At 47.1% G+C, this 17,451-nt stretch carries 14 protein-coding genes; 5 read left to right on the forward strand and 9 right to left on the reverse strand.

Annotation, left to right across the window (positions count from 1 at the left end; all coding sequences use genetic code 11):
- The first annotated feature begins 558 nt into the window (after positions 1-558).
- A complete protein-coding gene (locus QUB56_RS28825; RefSeq protein WP_332959731.1) occupies positions 559-1,887 on the forward strand; it encodes an AMIN domain-containing protein in 1,329 nt (442 codons plus the stop codon).
- A 299-nt stretch (positions 1,888-2,186) separates the two neighbouring features.
- On the opposite strand, the gene QUB56_RS28830 is transcribed toward QUB56_RS28825, so the two are convergent.
- Positions 2,187-2,783 carry a DUF3172 domain-containing protein gene (locus QUB56_RS28830; RefSeq protein WP_332959732.1) on the reverse strand — a complete coding sequence of 199 codons (597 nt, stop codon included), beginning with the start codon at positions 2,781-2,783 and terminating at the stop codon, positions 2,187-2,189.
- Between the two features lie 287 nt (positions 2,784-3,070).
- Between QUB56_RS28830 and clpS the strand changes: the two genes are divergently transcribed.
- The gene (gene clpS / locus QUB56_RS28835) at positions 3,071-3,352 is read left to right on the forward strand and encodes an ATP-dependent Clp protease adapter ClpS (RefSeq protein ID WP_332959733.1); all 282 of its coding nucleotides are present in this window, start codon (positions 3,071-3,073) and stop codon (positions 3,350-3,352) included.
- A gap of 240 nt (positions 3,353-3,592) precedes the next feature.
- Here clpS and QUB56_RS28840 read toward each other — a convergent pair whose 3' ends face one another.
- A complete protein-coding gene (locus QUB56_RS28840; protein WP_332959734.1) occupies positions 3,593-3,922 on the reverse strand; it encodes an RNA-binding protein in 330 nt (109 codons plus the stop codon).
- 287 nt (positions 3,923-4,209) lie between these two features.
- Entirely contained in the window at positions 4,210-5,490 is a 1,281-nt protein-coding gene (locus tag QUB56_RS28845) for a hypothetical protein (RefSeq protein ID WP_332959735.1), read from the reverse strand.
- 407 nt (positions 5,491-5,897) lie between these two features.
- Between QUB56_RS28845 and QUB56_RS28850 the strand changes: the two genes are divergently transcribed.
- Positions 5,898-7,280, forward strand: coding sequence for a UDP-N-acetylmuramoyl-tripeptide--D-alanyl-D-alanine ligase (locus QUB56_RS28850; protein ID WP_332959736.1), 1,383 nt, complete (start codon positions 5,898-5,900; stop codon positions 7,278-7,280).
- A gap of 267 nt (positions 7,281-7,547) precedes the next feature.
- Here QUB56_RS28850 and QUB56_RS28855 read toward each other — a convergent pair whose 3' ends face one another.
- Complete coding sequence (locus tag QUB56_RS28855) at positions 7,548-8,192, reverse strand: Uma2 family endonuclease (RefSeq protein ID WP_332959737.1); 645 nt, start codon at positions 8,190-8,192, stop codon at positions 7,548-7,550.
- 329 nt (positions 8,193-8,521) lie between these two features.
- On the opposite strand from QUB56_RS28855, the gene QUB56_RS37440 reads away from it, so the two are divergent.
- Positions 8,522-8,746, forward strand: a complete 225-nt coding sequence (locus tag QUB56_RS37440; RefSeq protein ID WP_445243412.1) for an HNH endonuclease — start codon at positions 8,522-8,524, stop codon at positions 8,744-8,746.
- Between the two features lie 374 nt (positions 8,747-9,120).
- Here QUB56_RS37440 and QUB56_RS28865 read toward each other — a convergent pair whose 3' ends face one another.
- The 3 genes from QUB56_RS28865 to QUB56_RS28875 form a co-directional block, all read right to left on the reverse strand.
- Positions 9,121-9,375: a hypothetical protein gene (locus tag QUB56_RS28865; RefSeq protein WP_332959739.1), complete on the reverse strand. Its 255-nt coding sequence runs from the start codon at positions 9,373-9,375 to the stop codon at positions 9,121-9,123.
- A 39-nt stretch (positions 9,376-9,414) separates the two neighbouring features.
- On the reverse strand, positions 9,415-9,714 hold the full coding sequence (locus QUB56_RS28870; protein ID WP_332959740.1) for a hypothetical protein: 300 nt from the start codon (positions 9,712-9,714) through the stop codon (positions 9,415-9,417).
- A 182-nt stretch (positions 9,715-9,896) separates the two neighbouring features.
- A complete protein-coding gene (locus QUB56_RS28875; RefSeq protein WP_332959741.1) occupies positions 9,897-11,027 on the reverse strand; it encodes a hypothetical protein in 1,131 nt (376 codons plus the stop codon).
- A gap of 372 nt (positions 11,028-11,399) precedes the next feature.
- On the opposite strand from QUB56_RS28875, the gene QUB56_RS28880 reads away from it, so the two are divergent.
- Positions 11,400-12,794, forward strand: coding sequence for an NB-ARC domain-containing protein (locus QUB56_RS28880; RefSeq protein WP_332959742.1), 1,395 nt, complete (start codon positions 11,400-11,402; stop codon positions 12,792-12,794).
- 122 nt (positions 12,795-12,916) lie between these two features.
- Here QUB56_RS28880 and fusA read toward each other — a convergent pair whose 3' ends face one another.
- Positions 12,917-15,001: an elongation factor G gene (gene fusA / locus QUB56_RS28885; RefSeq protein ID WP_332959743.1), complete on the reverse strand. Its 2,085-nt coding sequence runs from the start codon at positions 14,999-15,001 to the stop codon at positions 12,917-12,919.
- A 556-nt stretch (positions 15,002-15,557) separates the two neighbouring features.
- The coding region (gene recG / locus QUB56_RS28890) for an ATP-dependent DNA helicase RecG (protein WP_332959744.1) at positions 15,558-17,451 on the reverse strand (1,894 nt) is incomplete at its 5' end.

Raw genomic sequence — 17,451 nt, forward strand, 5'->3', positions numbered from 1 at the left:
TAGGTGTATGGACATTGACTCGATAAACCAGTTTTGTAGTTTCATCGATGTATAAAAGTACAAATTTATTGCCACTAAGAGTAATCTTTTCCGTCACCATACTGCTTTCCCTCAAGACAAAATGGCTCAAACATCAATATTTAGATACATTAGCACTTAAGAGGAATGATTTGAATAATTGTCTGAGCTAAATTTACCAACAAAGGAGCGGTCGAGCCTACAGAAATCACATATATCTAGTTTCAGAAACAATCAGGCTGATTGTTTAGCACCTGACCGGGTGACAACCACCGTGAAACCCTTGTCAATCAACCATGATGGGGTGACAAGCAACTTGAAAGCCTGGCGCTACCTAGGGGTTTAAGCCGATCGCGCTCAAAAAGAATTAGGCTGGCGATCGCTACCTTTTCGGGTTTCGACAATGGAGAATTGCGATCGCAATAATTTCCATTTAGTTAAATTTTTCATATCCCCATAATGCTAAACTTTCAGCGTCATCCGAACGCAGAATTTTCCCATCCACAATCTATTTCACATCAAAATTTTCACTCAGCCGCCATGCCATACAAAAAATTACTCCCAAGATTTTGGGAAGACTTACAAAAATTGACTGTTAATTCTCTAGCACCCGGATTGTTGGCAGAGTCACTGAGTCTGAGTTTAGCAGTCGCCGCCGCAGTTGCAGCAGTGCCGGCAACACTGGAACCAGCAAATGCTTCTACCGTGACAAGTTGGCAATTCGATCCGGCGACAAATCAGCTAGAAATTACTCTCCCAGAGGGAACAACTCCCACATATTCTCTACTCAACCCGTCTCAGATTGCTGTGAATTTGCCCAATACTGAGATCGGAGTAGATGCAACTCAGCTATACCCGCAAGGCATTGTACGTTCTGTGGCGGTGAGTCAACTTCAACCCGGGACGGCGAGAATTCTGGTGAATTTGTCTCCTGAAGCAGCTTTCAGCGCAGGGCAAGTTCAATTCCAAAGAATTGGGGTAGAAAATCGCTGGGTGTTGCGTCCTTCGATCGAACCGACTCGGAGCATGAAAACTCCCGAAACTCAACGCCCGCGTGCAATACAAGTACCGCAAAACCAGCCGCCGACCGCTCCCAACTCAACTGCTGCCACAAAGATCGATCGACCTGAGCCCCCTACCTCCCTGAATCCGGCTACAAATTCTTCGCCGCCACCAACTCCAAACGACCAAATCCGGCCGATAACAGTGCCTTTAGTCAATGTTCGCCTTGAGGAACGCCATCGGGTACAAGCGGCTGCTGTACCCCGCCTAATTCCTCAAATAACGGCTGCTGCTGCACCCCAACAGCGGACGCTTACCTTTGGTGAACCACTGCCTCGGGGACGATCGAATGCTGCTTTGCAGGCGGAGGCTGGGGCGAATGTCTTGTTGCCGGCGGGCACGGAGCTTAGTTTGCTATACCCTGGTACTGAGGCTTTGCGCCTTTCCCGTGCGAAACCCAGACGAGAGGAAGTGCTGCTGCTGCAAGGGGGAATTTTCGACAGTCGCGGTAATACGATCGTACCTGCTAATACGCCAGTCCTCGGCCGATTTGAAACGACCAACCTCGGCAGTCGATTTGTTGTCGAAGCTATTAGTCTCAACGGCCGCAATATCCCTCTCTTCGCTCGATCCCAACCCGTGCCAGGCCGCCGGCAACAGGCTTCGGATCGCAGTGTGCTCCGCAATACCAGTATTGGTGGCTTAGCTTTGTTCTTGCTGAGCGGCTTTTCCGGCATCGGTTTGTTGGCTGGAGCAACTGCAGGTGCTGCTACAACTTACGTCGCTGCTCCTCAACCTGCTACGATTCAACCCGGCCAAATTTTGCAAGTTCAGTTAACCGAAGATTTGCCCCAGTTCGGTTTTTAAAGCAAGAATCCGAGGTTCGAGGGAAGACTTCTTTCTTCGCTCCAACCTCGGGCTTCAAAATCTACTGATATCATGTCCGATCGATTGACCATAATATCCCGGCCGGGCGGGTTTTTGAGATTGTCAATTATTCGCAGGTATTGTTGGTGAACCCGCCTCTACCTGAGGTCGGGTAATCGACCGGACATGATATGAGAGCTGTTTTCCGTTGTATGAAATAAAGTAGGGACTTAGGCTTAGCCTAAGTCCCTACCCGAGCATCTTTACTTCACTCAACTGACAATCGCTATATCGGCGATTTAGAAATTTTGACCTTCAGCGGCTGGAGCTATCGAACCCGGTTGGTTGAGGAACAGGTTTTTAGCGCCGTCGTTTTGGTAGATACAGTTAATTTCCGGTTGAGCTTCCAGGGGGCCGGTGAAGCCAAAGGTGTTCATGCGATTTTTGCACTCCCGCACTTGGTCTTGGCTGATAAGTTTTCTTTGTTCAAGAATTGCCCAGTTATTGGTCCGCAAGACGCATCCGGGGCGCATACTCGGCTGCGAGATGTAGACGTTGAACGGGTTGAGGGTGACGTAGAGGCGCATATCTGTCACCATCGCGCTTGCTCCAAACTGCACGCAAAGTTCTGGGTTCGGGGCGCTGCGATCGATAAATTCGCGGGATGCTACGTTTTCAGGGCTAATTGTAGCGGTGGAGCTAAAGGCAATGCCAATGCCAATTCCCAGAATAAAGACGGCTGTTAAAATCCCTAGGGTGGCGGAATTGAGGAAAGAGGGTTTGCCGGACTGAGGTTGACGGCGCGACTGTCCGCCAAAGAGGCCGGAGTCTTCATCTCCCCGGGATGGGTCGCCGCTGAATCTTTCGTCGTTGTAGGATTTAGGTTTGCGTTTCATGTAAGGTTCCCTCAGTTCTTTCGACTCAACAGGTAGTAGTTTGTTATTTTTAACCGATCTCGCCTTTCTAATATTATGGCGCTAGGAAGGTGGTTGCCCAGGGCCCAGGACACCCCCTCTGGGTTTGGTGTGGGGTTCACAGCTCGCGATCGACCGGGGTACTGCCTTGTCTGAAGTTTCAGATTTCAATAAAATAACTGAAAGAGAGATAGTCTTGCACAGCGGAGCAATCCGGCTCAAGATTGTTGACAAATTTTAACATTTTACAAGTCAGGAGGTATAGATTAGTGTCTGTCGAAATTCTTCAAAAGTCTTCCACAGTCCGCAAGCTTGCACCGCGCTACCGCGTTCTGCTGCACAATGATGATTTCAATCCTATGGAGTACGTGGTGCAGACTTTGATGGCGACGGTACCGAGTCTGACTCAGCCACAGGCTGTGAATGTGATGATGGAAGCCCACACTAACGGATTGGGACTTGTGATTGTTTGCGCTCTCGAACACGCTGAGTTTTACGCTGAAACGCTCAATAATCACGGATTGAGTAGCAGCATCGAACCTGACGATTAGAATCTGACGGCGCTGCAACGGATTCGCCCAGCGCGTTTGTGGCTCATACCGTCCACCCTCATACCAAAAAGCCAAGGGTTAGGCCCTTGGCTTTTTGGTATATTTAATCCGGTAGATATGGAAACTTGAAGAGCATAGGTTTTTCGGAACGGGCCCGAAGTGGTTCGGAACTAGGTAAGTTCGATCGCCAATTTCAACTCTCCAATCTCAAATCTTTATCAGAGGAAATTAAAGAGGAAATTAATAACGTCCTCCTCCGCCGCCTCCTCCTGTGCGATTAAATTTTGTAGAGCCGCCGCCCCGGTTGCCACCGCGGCCGCCTTCATCTTCTTTTGGCTTAGCTTTGTTAACTTTGAGGTCGCGACCCATCCACTCTGCTCCGTCGAGAGCACTAATGGCTGCATCTTCTTCAGCATCTGTTGACATCTCTACAAAACCGAAGCCGCGGGGGCGACTGGTTTCTCTGTCGGTAGGTAGATGTACTCGCTTAACGGTTCCGTATTCGGCGAAGACGGTGGTGATGTCTTCTTGGGTAACTTGGTAGGATAAGTTACCGACGTATATCGACATGAGGAATAACTCCAAAATTTAGACAGTGCGAAGATTTCAGTTTCGGAGAGTTCCCTGCCGATACAGAAGGGCAAGTTTTTAGACAATTCTGTAGCAATGAACAAAGCCTGCAACTGAATCTGATTCACACTTGGTACTTTAACATAGAATAGCGTCTTATGAGTAGGTTTCAGCAGTTAATTAAGTCGTTCTAATTAAACGTAAAACTTTTAGGGTTTTGGGCAACCTGGTTTCTCGGTGTGATGTTTTGCCTGTTGTCGAAGCTGACAAAGTTGTGGTCCGCCCTGTCACAGCAGGAAAGATACATCCACCTTGCCAAAGTTGGTAGTCAAAGCTAGGTTCACGTTTTCCAGGGCTTTGACTAACCACACCACCCCTTCTCGGGTAGAAAATTCGTAGTGACCGAACAAAATTGCCAACCGCTTTTCTAGGTAGGGCTTGACTTTGCCGCAAATTAGCACGATCTTTAGCAGCAAACCTGTCGTTTGGGTGGGGCCGAGGTTGGAGATCAGGTCGATGAAGACAAAGTGGTTGGGCCGCGCAGGACTCTCTACTACTAAAAAGTTTAATAACTGGCTGCAAGTTCTGATCATTAAAAATTCGTTGAACTTCTGAGCATCGTTGTGGGGAAAGGTCTTTTGTAGTTGCTTATACAATTTTTCGTTAAATTGGCGTTTGCCGTAGCGCAAGTCGGTGACGGAAGAAATCAGATATTCGTACAAGTCGTCTTTAAAGGAGCGGTAGGACACTGTTGTGCTGGCGTTCGCCGTGAAGCGATCCGCTAGCTGTCGGTAGGTATCGGCTCCTTCTACTTTTCCGACAAATTGTTTGAGGGCAAAGAACAGTTCCGGATCTGTCAACAGCGTCGGGTTTTGTATATTTTGTATACCCCTGTTAAAAGTAATTGAGGTTTCCCGGCGAGCTGTTTGGGCTTTTCTCACTTGGTGAGCCACGTATTGCGAGAGGTTGACTTCAAATTGCTGCTGCTTTTGAGCTTGGATTTTTTTAATGATTTTCTGCTGATCGTAGGTGCTGTCGTCGCTGAGGAGGCAGTGTTTGTAGAGGTAAGGGTAGCGGGGAATTAAGGTTCCCAGGGCAAGGGTAGCTGGGGTTTTGCTGTTGTTGCTATCTTCATTGCTGTGATTTATGACTTTGGCTAAGCGTTGAAGGGTGAGGTACTGTTCGCTTTCAGTAAATTGATTTACTAATTTGGGGAGGGCGGCTCGCCCCCGCGATCGACTGTATCCCACTAGTATTTTGGGCGGTTCTTCAAACAGAGCGATCAATTCAGGGATGGCTTCTTGCTTGTTGGGGTAAGTTTGCCAGCGGTTGATCAGGATGTGGCAGCAGCGGTTGAGGATGTATTTGAATTCTTGTTCGGCCTGTTCTGAGGCTGCTATTTTTTCGAGTGCGTCGGCGACGGAGCGATCGGGATATCCGCTACCCTCGATAAACAAAGTGCGAAAGCGGCTGATGAGTTCGGCCGGCTGCTCTACTTGTACCAACTCCAGCCAGTGGTTGTAAAGTAGCTGTTCTTGTTCCTGGCTTTGTCTGTTGTAGTCGTTCACTGTGGATTAACCCTCCGAGGCTGGGGCAGGAGCTTTCAGCGCTCTTAGCTTAATAAATTGGCAGAGGAAGTGCAACAATTGAGTCAACCGAGCTTTTCGCCGGATGAGGCTTAGGGGTAGAAGCTATCAGCACCTTAAGCCGCTCAATTTTTTTGCTTAGTTAAACTACTTACCCATACCAGCATGACATAAATTGTTGGTAATTAGCAAGGCCTTAAATAACTAGAGACTTTGTAAAGTATTGGTAAAGATTAGGGGTGGGTCGGGATAATTTCTTGGTTGGCTGACGATTTAGTATTAGGATTGTCAAGGTCAATCCTGGTCAGTAGCCCCCTGTCAGTTAAATTTGAGGTCGGGGCAGGTAGGATTATGGGTGAAAATAATTATTTGAAATGTGAGTGCTGGTTATGGTTTGTTGCGTAAGTATCGCTCAACTTGCTGAAATTTTAACTGTACCTTTGCCTGCTGTGCCGGAGGGCGTTTTGACAGCTTTAGGGACAGGTATTGCTACAGATACGCGGACTCTTGAGGGAGGCGAAGTATTTTTGGCGCTGCGGGGAGACAATTTTGACGGGCATCAATTTGTGGCCAAAGCCAGGGATTTGGGGGCGATTGCGGCGATAGTCGATCGAGATTGGCAAGAGGAATTGCCTAATTTTCCACTGTTGCGCGTTGACGATACTTTAAAAGCTTACCAGTCGATCGCAGCTTGGTGGCGCGACCAATTTAGTATACCTATAGTTGCTGTTACTGGTTCGGTCGGAAAAACTACTGTTAAAGAATTAATTGCGGCAGTTTTGTCAACGAGGGGAAATGTTCTTAAAACTCAATATAACTACAACAATGAAATTGGAGTACCAAAAACTCTGTTGGAGCTTTCACCTTCCCACAATTATGCTGTAATTGAAATGGGAATGCGCGCGAGTGGGGAAATTGCGCTGCTGTCGCAAATTGCACGTCCTACTGTGGCGGTAATTACTAATGTAGGAACGGCGCATATTGGGCGATTGGGTTCGGAAGAGGCGATCGCCCAAGCTAAGTGCGAACTGTTAGCCGAAATGCCTGCTGATAGCATTGCTATTCTCAATCAAGATTGTGACAGATTAATCGCAACTGCGGCGAAAATTTGGCAGGGAAAAACTTTAACTTACGGGTTGGAAGGCGGAGATTTGTGCGGGGAATTACTAAATAATGATACAATACTTATAGATGGTAGGGAGTTGCCTCTGCCATTACCCGGGCGTCACAATGCTGTGAATTATTTGGCGGCTTTGGCGGTAGGAAAAGTTTTAGGTATTGATTGGAAAGTTTTAAAGCAAGGTTTGTCTGTGCAGTTACCGGAGGGACGGGCGCGCCGCTACGATTTGCCGCAGGATATTGTGGTTCTGGATGAGACTTACAATGCTGGTTTGGAGTCGATGTTGGCGGGGCTGAGACTGTTAGCAGATACTCCAGGAAAGCGCCGGATTGCGGTGTTGGGAACGATGAAGGAATTGGGCGACAGATCGATCGAATTTCACCGACAAGTGGGCAGGGCGGCGCGAGATTTGCGTGTGGATGCTTTGTTTGTTTTTGCTGATTTTGAGGAAGCGGTGGCGATGGCTGCGGGTGCGGCGGGTTTGCCTTTTGTACAGGTAGAAGATATTGCCAGGGAGAATTCCCGGGAAGATTTAGCAAGGCTTTTAATCGAGTTTGTCACACCGGGCGATCGTATTTTATTTAAGGCATCTCATTCGGTAGAGTTAAATCGAGTTGTCCAGAAGTTTCGCGCTGATTGGGCGGGCGAATAATATCATGTCCGTGTCAAGAAGTATAATTAAGTTGGTAGGGATGACAAAAGTCGTCATAAAACTCGCTCGTACTGAAGTCCTCGCTACAAACCTATGTTTCATATCATGTCGGGTCGATTACCCTGATTCCTGTAGGGGCGCGTTCACCAATAATATTTGCCAAAAACGGACAATCTCAAAAACCCGCCCCGGCAATTGTATTATGGGCGATCGCTCGGACATGATATCACAGGACGATATGATATCATCTCCAAAGTGCGCCCTCCTTCACTCCCCTGACTGAATTTGACTCCTCACCCACTCCCGGAACAAGCGAATTAAAGCATTTTCTTTTGTAGTCCTCCTCAATTCCAAAAAGCGCAGCATCTCAACTTGCGACAAAAAAGGAAAAGTCGGAGACACATCTCTTTCTGTATATTCCTGTGCTTCCAACTGATAAATTATTAAACGATTTCCGTCGTAGCCCCAAACTTCCGGTACGCCTAAACTTGCATATAAAGAAAGTCGATCGATCGAACTGCTAGTCACGTCAATTTCCACAACTAAATCTGGCGGCGGATCTTGATTGAGATCGATTTGTTCTTTGTCCCAAACCACATCCTCATTTTGGATATAGTAGCACTGATCCGGTTCCAAACCGCGAGCCAAATCTTCGCGCCTGCAAGTTAGTGAACCCAAACTGCAAATTTCGATGTTTAATTCTTCACTCACACTTTCCACAAAACGGCCTAAAATTTTTTTACTACCGACCTGGGGTGCTGATGGAGTTATAATTTCTAAATTTCCGCGATCGTAAGTCAGGCGAATTCCTCCCTGTTGGGTTAACTCATTCAGCAGGGATTCGTAAGTTTTCCAGCTAATGTTTGTCAGCAGAATTACGCTACTTTGACTCGGGATCAGGGTGGCTGTCATGGCTACCTGCCTGGGTGGTAGATTATTGATTGTATATTAGCAAACATTATATGGATTGATGCGCGATCGCCCTTTTAGAGCGACTTTTGAAGAGAGAAATTATTTCGGAGAGTAAAAACTATTTTTTAGGAGTGCCAGCAGGACGTTCGGTTGGTTGTATAGCAACCGCCTTGGCGATTATGGCATAAACTGGAAGTAGTACCTCATCAGGTAGCGTGCGATCGCAAAACCCATATCAACACCCTATAGTTATGACCTCGGTCTTGAGGGTTGCTATAACTTTAACCATTGTCAGCGATCGCGCCAGTCATGCTTGTGAGTATGGCTTAATGCCTGAAATTGCAGTTTTTGTGTCCCATGAGATTGATCGTGCGATCGCCGAAAAGCATGGTAGGCAAACGGACGAAAATAATTGGGCGTTAGCCTGTACCATTTGCAATAAGTACAAGGGGAGCAATTTGGCTTCGATCGAGCCTAGTAATGGAGAAATTGTGAGGTTGCACGATATTTCACAGGTCGAACTTCCTTCCCGTAGATGTTCCAGTGCTTGTTGAGCCAGCCCATTGAGCCGATCGGCTGCAACATCTTCTTCAAATTGCCGATCCCATATTTCTGCATCGAACTCTGCAAACCAAACCCGGAAAGCGGCTAGTTCCTGTTCCGATAATTGACTGACAGCACGTTCAATCTCTAGCAAATTACTCATACACTTAAAGTAAACTCAGCAATCTAGGCAGATGCCTAATTATACCGTTCACGATCTGAGGCTGGCTAGGACTTGATCGATAGCGAGGTTGACCAGAAATCGCTCTCCAAAGTAATTGCCTTCACCCAAACAAAGATAAGGTGCGTTACACTTTGTTAACGCACCCTACAAGATCCGCGATCGCACTATAAGATCAGCAATCGCACTCCAAAATCAGCGATTTCACTTCCCATTAGTCGCCAATAAATCCATAGGAATGCTCAATTCATCCACATAGATTAACCCTTCTTTTGAATTTCTTGCTGGCTCTGCCGACATATTAAAAATAGTTAGGCGTGCGAAGTAAATATCTATTGTATTTTCAGGGGAAGAAGTTGCCATGGCCGCAACCAGAAAATCAGATCCATACTGTTGTCGCATATTATTTACCACATAAGTGTGTAATTCGGATTCTTCAGCACCAAAACTCCATTTCACAATATCACTGAGAGGTTTGAAAGGAAGAGACTCTTGTGATCAGGTCAATTCAAGTAGGTGTAAAGCTAGGTTACATGAACTTAATCTACCAGAGGAATATCTTTGAACCTCGGCCAGCTTTGAAATAGATCCTATTCTTGCTAAACGTGCGATGGTTTCCGACCATATCTTTGATTCTGCTTTTGATCCTCCCGCAACATCATCACGGGCTGTTATAATTAAACTCGCTATTTCATTAACTTGACTACTATCCATTGAATTGGCGAAAATCAATGCCAATGATCCCAGAGCGGCTACACGGATACCATCAGGCAAATGACCAGTCTTGATATAACTCATTTTATGCCTTTCCTTTAAAGTAACAATGGTGAGCAAGTGAACGAAACTTTTATGAAAACATATTTACCATACTAAACAATGTTTTTAAAACATTGACTTACTCAGTACAATACACTTCCAATTTTCGCTCACTCTCACTAAATCTGGTTTTAGAATATACTCCTGCAACTTAATGGGTAGAGTTAACCAAAATCAAGCTTCTGATTCTTGACATGCTTTGAGATTTGCTCCTTTATAGCTGGCATAATTACGGGTTTTACATCATTTGTGTAAACATCCATATTAAGATCTAGCGTTATAGCGCAGCTAGTAATATTTACCTTTTCATTATGCAACGAAACAAATAATGAGCGCCAGTCTGTAAAACTGACATCTATATTGAGGTAAACAGCAGTAGTTTGAGGTTGTCCCTGATCCATAGAAATTGGCCCCCAAGCAATAGAGCTATTGTTTGTATGGTAAGAAGCCGCCTTCCACCAAAAATCGAGAAAGTCTGTAACTCCTGTATTGTCTGGATCTGTGGCGATTAATTGAGCAATTGATTGAAACGTTGATAGCTCCGCAGCGCCCAAATAAGCACCAAGAATCTTTGTTACGATGTCTTTAATGTTGATGTCTCCTGAGTACGTATTTTGTTGTATAGTCCCTTCTGTCGCAACTTTTGCGGTAAATCCCAGGTCCAACATCTCTGTAACAACTAAATCGTACCAATCCTTACTCTTGAGGTAATCTGATTTAGTTATATCCACTCCTTTGTCTTTCAATTTACTACGTGCTGCGGCCTGCGCGTAAAGGCTTACATTTGCAACTGGTTGGGTGTACATTAATGGAACATCAGGTGCAGCATAATTCATCTGGCTGTCTATAGCAGTTGCGTTAGTATATGTATTTGGTGATGCAATTGCCGCCGCAGATTGAAATTGAAGCGTGCGGCGTGGATGAAAATAAGTAGAAAGTTTATTTGTACACTGCACAACTTTTGCGGTGTAATCTTCTGTTGATGTTCCATCAATCTCCTCGCCACCTAAAAATAGCAGTGATTGAGTCAGCACCTTTGTAGAATCTTTGTTGTTGATGGTTTTCTCGTATGCTTTCTTGAAATGTCCGAGAATTGTATCACACCCACATTCCGCGTTGAAATCAAATTGATACTGGAGAGTATTGGTGGTATTTGTTTGGGGGCGAGATAATGTTGCACGAATGTCTATCTTGCTATAACACTTTGCAAATTGTTTGCCGAAAGTAGAGAAAGACTTCTCTGTTTTGAAGGTAAGTTCAATTTTTCCACTAGATCCACCAGATCCGTTAGGCATTGATTTTTCTCCATAATGTTTTGATGTGTTGTACTTCAATAATGCGGGTCTTCTTCAGTCAACACCAGCTAAGTTTGCAACTTTAAGAAGAAAGATAAGGATTTAGCACCAGCAAATCCCTAAAGCAAGTCCCCATCTCAGTTTCAGATGCGGCAAGAGATTTTCATTCAGGGGTATCGATCTTAAGCAGGAAACTTTACACACTTCGTAACAAATTCCTCTGAACTTTTATTAATAAGGATTCCAGGTCGATCGCCCTCCTCAAAAGCAATGCAATTTTGATTAAGTTATGTGTAAAAGCACGGATCTTCACTGAATAGTCTCGTTAACCTATCTACCTACTATGGCTAACAGGCTTGCGTATATTTCCTTATGCTCCAACCTCAACGGCGATTCAGAAAGACCGCAATCTTTACCCCGCAAGGATTTCAGCAAATTCAAACAGCAATATCTCAGACAGACAATTGGAACCCTTACACAAAATCCTGTCCCTTAGAAGCTTTAAGCGAACAGACTGGGCTATCGACCCATACCCTCAGCAAAGTCCACGCTAGGAAAGCGGGTGTTGATTTACGAACCCTCGTGCGTTACTTCAGCGCTTATGACCTCACCTTAGAACCTAGCGATTATCAGTCCTCTATCCGGCATGGGGAAACGACTGAGCGACTTCTAGCTGCACCGTCCCATGGAGCACAGGTTACGAAATCGCCTCCCCCGAACAATGGCACGAGTTGGGGTCTGGCACCGGATGTTTCAGTGTTCCAGGGTCGCACCGCAGAATTAGCCACTTTGCAGCAATGGGTTCTAGAAGATCGCTGTCATTTGATCGCTCTCTTAGGTATGGGTGGTATCGGTAAAACCTGGCTGGTGACTAAGCTGGCTGAAGAGGTACAGCATCAATTTAAATCCATCGTTTGGCGCAGTTTCCGACCGATCGCGCGATCGCACTCCCCCATACCCTTGAGCGATTTCCTAGACGACCTGATTCGCCACCTCGCCCCCCAGTCCAACCCCACAATTCCAGAACCCATCGGCGCTAAAATGCAGCAATTGATGGATATCTTGAGACAAATACCCTGTTTTTTGGTTCTGGATAACGTTGAATCCATTCTGCCAGCGCATACGCCACAAACCCCTTCGAGGAACGGTTCTACAGAACAACACCCTCCTGACGATGAGACGTATCCCGAGCTTTTACAACAACTGGCACAAGGGCGACATCAAAGCTGTGTGGTGTTAACCAGCCGAGTAGAACCAAAACTGCTGCTGTCGATGTCAGGGGAGAATTTAGGAATCCGTTCCTTACCCATCCGAAGATTGCAGCTTACAGAAATCCAAGGAATGTTTAGCGCTAGAGCCTCATTCCAGGGAACGCCTGCCGAATGGAATCGCTTAGTTGACTACTACGGTGGCAATCCCCTGATTCTCAGCATCGTTGCCGCAACCATTCAGCGTTTATTTGCTGGGAACATCACAGAATTCTTAAGACAAAACACGATGGTTTTTGATGAGATTCGTGAGGTGTTAGATCGACAGTTTGAGCGTTTGTCAGCTATAGAAAAAGACGTGATGAGACTTCTGGCGCTCCAGGATACCTCCGTCTCATTTCCAGACCTGCGATCGAAAATTTTACCTTCAATCTCAACAATAGTTTTGTTAGAAGCTCTGAAATCTCTGAAAGTGCTATCCCTCATCGAAAGGACGGCTGCTGATTCTGGCTTGCAACCGCTACTGAGGGATTATGCGAAAGAAAGTTTTGTGTGGTAGGTGCGGATCTTCTCCGACGGGGGACGCTAAACAGGAGACTCTGCCTCCTGTTTGCCTGTGCGATCGAGGCTCTTCCTCTTAAAATGGGTTCCCAGGCACAGCCTAGGAACCCATTGAATTAACTACTTGGCGGCTTGACGCTCTTTCGCTTCCTTGATCACTTCTTCAGCGATGTTGCTCGGACAAGGAGCATAGTGCGAGAAGGACATGGAAAACTGGCCGCGCCCAGATGTCATGGTACGCAAATCGCTAATGTAACCAAACATTTCGCTCAACGGCACATCTGCCTTGATCCGTGCTCCTGTCTGGCTTGTCTCCTGAGATTTCATCATCCCCCGGCGGCGGTTGAGGTCGCCGATCACGTCGCCCATGTAATCATCTGGAGTGAATACATCGACATTCATAATCGGTTCGAGCAACTGAGGCCCGGCTTTCGGCAGAGACTGTCGATAGGCCGCTTTGGCAGCAATTTCAAAGGCCATTGCTGAGGAGTCAACGGGGTGGAAACCGCCTTCTAGAAGCGTGAATTTCAAGTCCAAGCAAGGGAATCCGGCCAAGACGCCTTTGTCGATACAGCTTTCAAAGCCTTTTTCGACCGCTGGCCAATATTCTCTCGGCACGCTACCACCGGTCACTTTTGACTCAAACTGGAAGCCGCTTCCAGGCTCACCAGGCTCGATCACATAGCCGATTTTGGCAAATTGACCGGAACCACCTGATTGCTTTTTGTGGGTGTATTCGTCTTCGAGGCGCCTGGTAATCGACTCGCGGTAGGCTACCTGTGGTTCGCCGACTTCGACTTCGATGCCGTGGGTGCGCTTGAGAATGTCTACTTTGATGTCGAGGTGTAACTCGCCCATCCCCTTGAGAATCGTTTCGCCGCTTTCTTGATCCGTCACCATGTGGAAGGATGGGTCTTCTTGCACCATCTTGGTGAGGGCTGCTCCCATTTTTTCTTCGCCGCCTTTTTGTTTCGGTTTGACCGAAATCGAAATAACGGGATCGGGGAATACCATCGGCTCTAGGGTGGCGGGATTTTTGGGGTCGCAGATGGTGTGTCCGGTGCGGACGTTTTTCATGCCGACGATCGCCACAATGTCCCCGGCTTGGGCCGATTCAATTTCTTCGCGAGAGTTGGCGTGCATTTCTACCAAACGGCTGATCCGCTCGGTTTTGCCTGTGGCGGTGTTGAGTACGGTGTCGCCCTTGGACAATTTACCGGAGTAGAGGCGCGTGAAGGTTAAAGCACCGTAGCGATCGTCCATGATCTTAAACGCCAGTGCCCGCAATGGCTTATTGGGATCGACGATCGCAAACTCGCCGGTTTCATGCCCATCGAGATCGACTTCTGGCTGCGGTGTGACTTCCATCGGGTTCGGCAGGTAGTCAACTACGGCATCGAGAACCAACTGCACGCCTTTGTTTTTAAAGGATGAGCCGCAGTAGGTGGGGAAAAATGCCCGATCGCGAGTACCTTTGCGAATGCAGCGCTTGAGGTCGTCGATGCTCGGCTCGTTGCCTTCGAGATACTCTTCCATCACTGCGTCGTCTTGCTCGACGGCCAGTTCGATCAACTTTTCGCGCCAAGCTTCGACATCATCGACCATATCGGCGGGGACATCTTTAATTTTATAGTTCATCGGATCGCCGGAGTCATCCCAGATCCAGGCTTTGCGGGTCAGCAAATCGACTACGCCGCAAAACTTTTCTTCTATGCCGATCGGCAATACCATCACCAGCGGTTTAGCTCCGAGGATTTGATCGACTTGCTTGACAACGCGGTAAAAATCTGCACCCGTGCGATCGAGCTTGTTGATGTAGATGACGCGAGCGACTTTGGAATCGTTAGCGTAGCGCCAGTTGGTTTCAGATTGCGGTTCAACTCCACCCGAACCGCAGAATACACCAATGCCACCATCGAGAACCTTCAGCGAACGGTAAACCTCGATCGTAAAATCGACGTGTCCGGGAGTATCGATGATGTTGAGCTGATGCTCGTTCCAGAAGCAGGTAGTAGCAGCGGACTGAATCGTAATACCGCGCTCTTGCTCCTGTTCCATGAAGTCAGTAGTCGCCGCGCCTTCGTGTACTTCACCGATTTTGTGGATTTTACCCGTCAGTTTCAGGATTCTTTCTGTTGTGGTGGTCTTGCCAGCATCTACGTGGGCGAAGATGCCGATATTTCGATAACGAGTGAGATCTTTCATAATTACTGTTTGAGATTAAATGCGACGAACCGTCGGCGACCACCTGCAAGCGTGACAAGCGAGGAATCAATGTTGCCTGGTAAGGCCAGTACAGGCTAGATTTTCTTTCCCCTGTTTCTGGCAGGACAATCTTAATTTTGACACTTTCTCGTCATTCCTGCGAAGGATTCTTGCTTTAATAAGTGCCGCCAGCCTGACAACTCATAAAAACACCCTAGATCGAGGGAAAAATCGTCTCCGAAAGTAGGTTGGGTTGAGGAACTCCTACCCAACAAATTCGTGTTTTTGACGTTTCGCTCAACCTGATATTTTGCACCAGTCTCAGCAAAAAAGTATAAACCGCGTTTCCTGACAAAAAACCTAGGATTTTAGGTGAGTTTGTGGGAAGAAAACCGATTTCTGACATTCCTGACCTTAAAGAAGTAGGTGCAAATAAACCGCCCTAGGGGGAGGAGGACGCGTGAGTGCAGCAATAAACTGCCGGCTTTGATAGATATTCGCTTAACCCGCCACTACAAAATATTATTAAAAACCCCGTTGCTGCGTCCAAAACTATCTAAGTCAAAATCGACCCACTCATCAGCCGCTGATATCTCCGCTCCAATTCATCCCGCACCACCGGCCACTGATTCAAACTTTCATCATTCTCAATTACCATTTGAGCCGCCGCCCTCGCCAACTCCAAAACCTCCTGATCCTCCACCAAACTGGCCAAAGCAAAATCCGGCAAACCCGACTGCCGAGTTCCCAAAACCTGACCGGGTCCGCGCAATCTCATGTCCATTTCTGCAATAAAAAAGCCATCTTGAGATTGTTCTAAAACCTTCATTCTCTGCATAGCTTCCGCCGATTTGGAACCGGGCATTAACAAACAATAAGAACGGTTGCTGCCCCGACCGACTCTACCCCGCAACTGGTGAAGTTGCGACAGTCCAAAACGCTCCGAATTTTCAATCAGCATTACCGTAGCATTCGGCACGTCTACTCCCACTTCCACCACAGTAGTAGATACTAAAATATCAGTTTCTTTGTCTCGAAACTTTATAATTGCCTCATCTTTATCAGCACTGCTCATCCTGCCGTGGAGCAAACCCACTTTAAACTCAGGAAATACGCTTTTTTGCAGTTTCTCTTGTTCCTCAATTGCCGATCGCACGTCCAACTTTTCCGACTCCTCCACCAGCGGCAGCACCACATAAACTTGACGCCCGCTCGCCACTTCCCGCCGAATCAAATCGTAAGCTTGGCTGCGTTCTTTGGCAGACAGTACAGTGGTTTGAATCGCCTGCCTACCGGGGGGGAGTTCATCAATTTGACTCACATCTAAATCCCCGTGCAGCGTCAGCGCCAGGGTTCGGGGAATGGGAGTTGCCGTCATCGTCAAGACGTGGGGAGCTTCGCCTTTTTGCTGCAATTTAGCGCGCTGCTGCACGCCGAATCTGTGCTGTTCGTCAATTACTGCCAAACCCAATTTATGGAAATTCACGGTATCTTGAATCAGGGCGTGAGTTCCCACTAAAACCGGCAATTCTCCGGTTTCTAACTGGCTGTGAATTTCCCGGCGCTTTGCTACTTTTGTGGAACCAGTTAACAGTTCGACAGACAAGTGCATCAAGTTAAACCAACCTACCAATTTGCGGTAGTGCTGTTCTGCTAAAACTTCTGTCGGCGCCATTAAAGCGGCTTGATAGCCGGATTGAATGGCTGCTAGCATTGCCACCACGGCGACTACTGTTTTGCCAGCACCGACATCGCCTTGCACTAATCTGTTCATCGGTTGCGACGAAGCTAAATCGTTGAGGATGTCGTTAATTACTCTTTCCTGAGCATTAGTCAAGGCAAAAGGCAAGATTTCATAAAAATGTTCGATCAATTTGCCAGTTGGAAGGATCACTGCACTAGCTTGAGCTTTCCTTTGGGTTTGGCGGCGCTTTAAAAGTCCTAATTGCAGGTAGAAAAATTCGTCAAAAACTAAGCGGCGGCGGGCGGCGGCCAAACAATCTCGATCGAGGGGAAAGTGAATATTAGTCACGGCATCGGCTAAACCCATTAAACCGTAACGCTGGCGCAAATCCTCTGGTAGGGATTCTGGCAACATTTTCGCCGCCGGCATTGCGGCCAAGATCGATCGCCTCACCGAACCAGCATCCACCCCCTCGGTCAGCGGATAAACTGGTATCAGGCGGCCGACTTTCATTGATTCTATAGCACCGTCGGAGTCGTCTAATACTTCTAACTCAGGATTTTCTAAAGTAATTCCATATTTACCCTGCTTCACCAACCCCGAAGCTGCCAGCACCGCACCAGTACAATACTCGCGCTTTTTGAATTCTTGCCAACCGCGATTACTGTAGCGAGGCCCTGCAAAAAAACGATTAATTTTTATTTCTCCGGTGCGGTCTTTTAAAATTACTTCTAATATGGTTAACTTCTTATTTTTCGGACTAGAA

The sequence above is a fragment of the Microcoleus sp. AR_TQ3_B6 genome, from assembly GCF_036702785.1.
Classification (GTDB): domain Bacteria; phylum Cyanobacteriota; class Cyanobacteriia; order Cyanobacteriales; family Microcoleaceae; genus Microcoleus.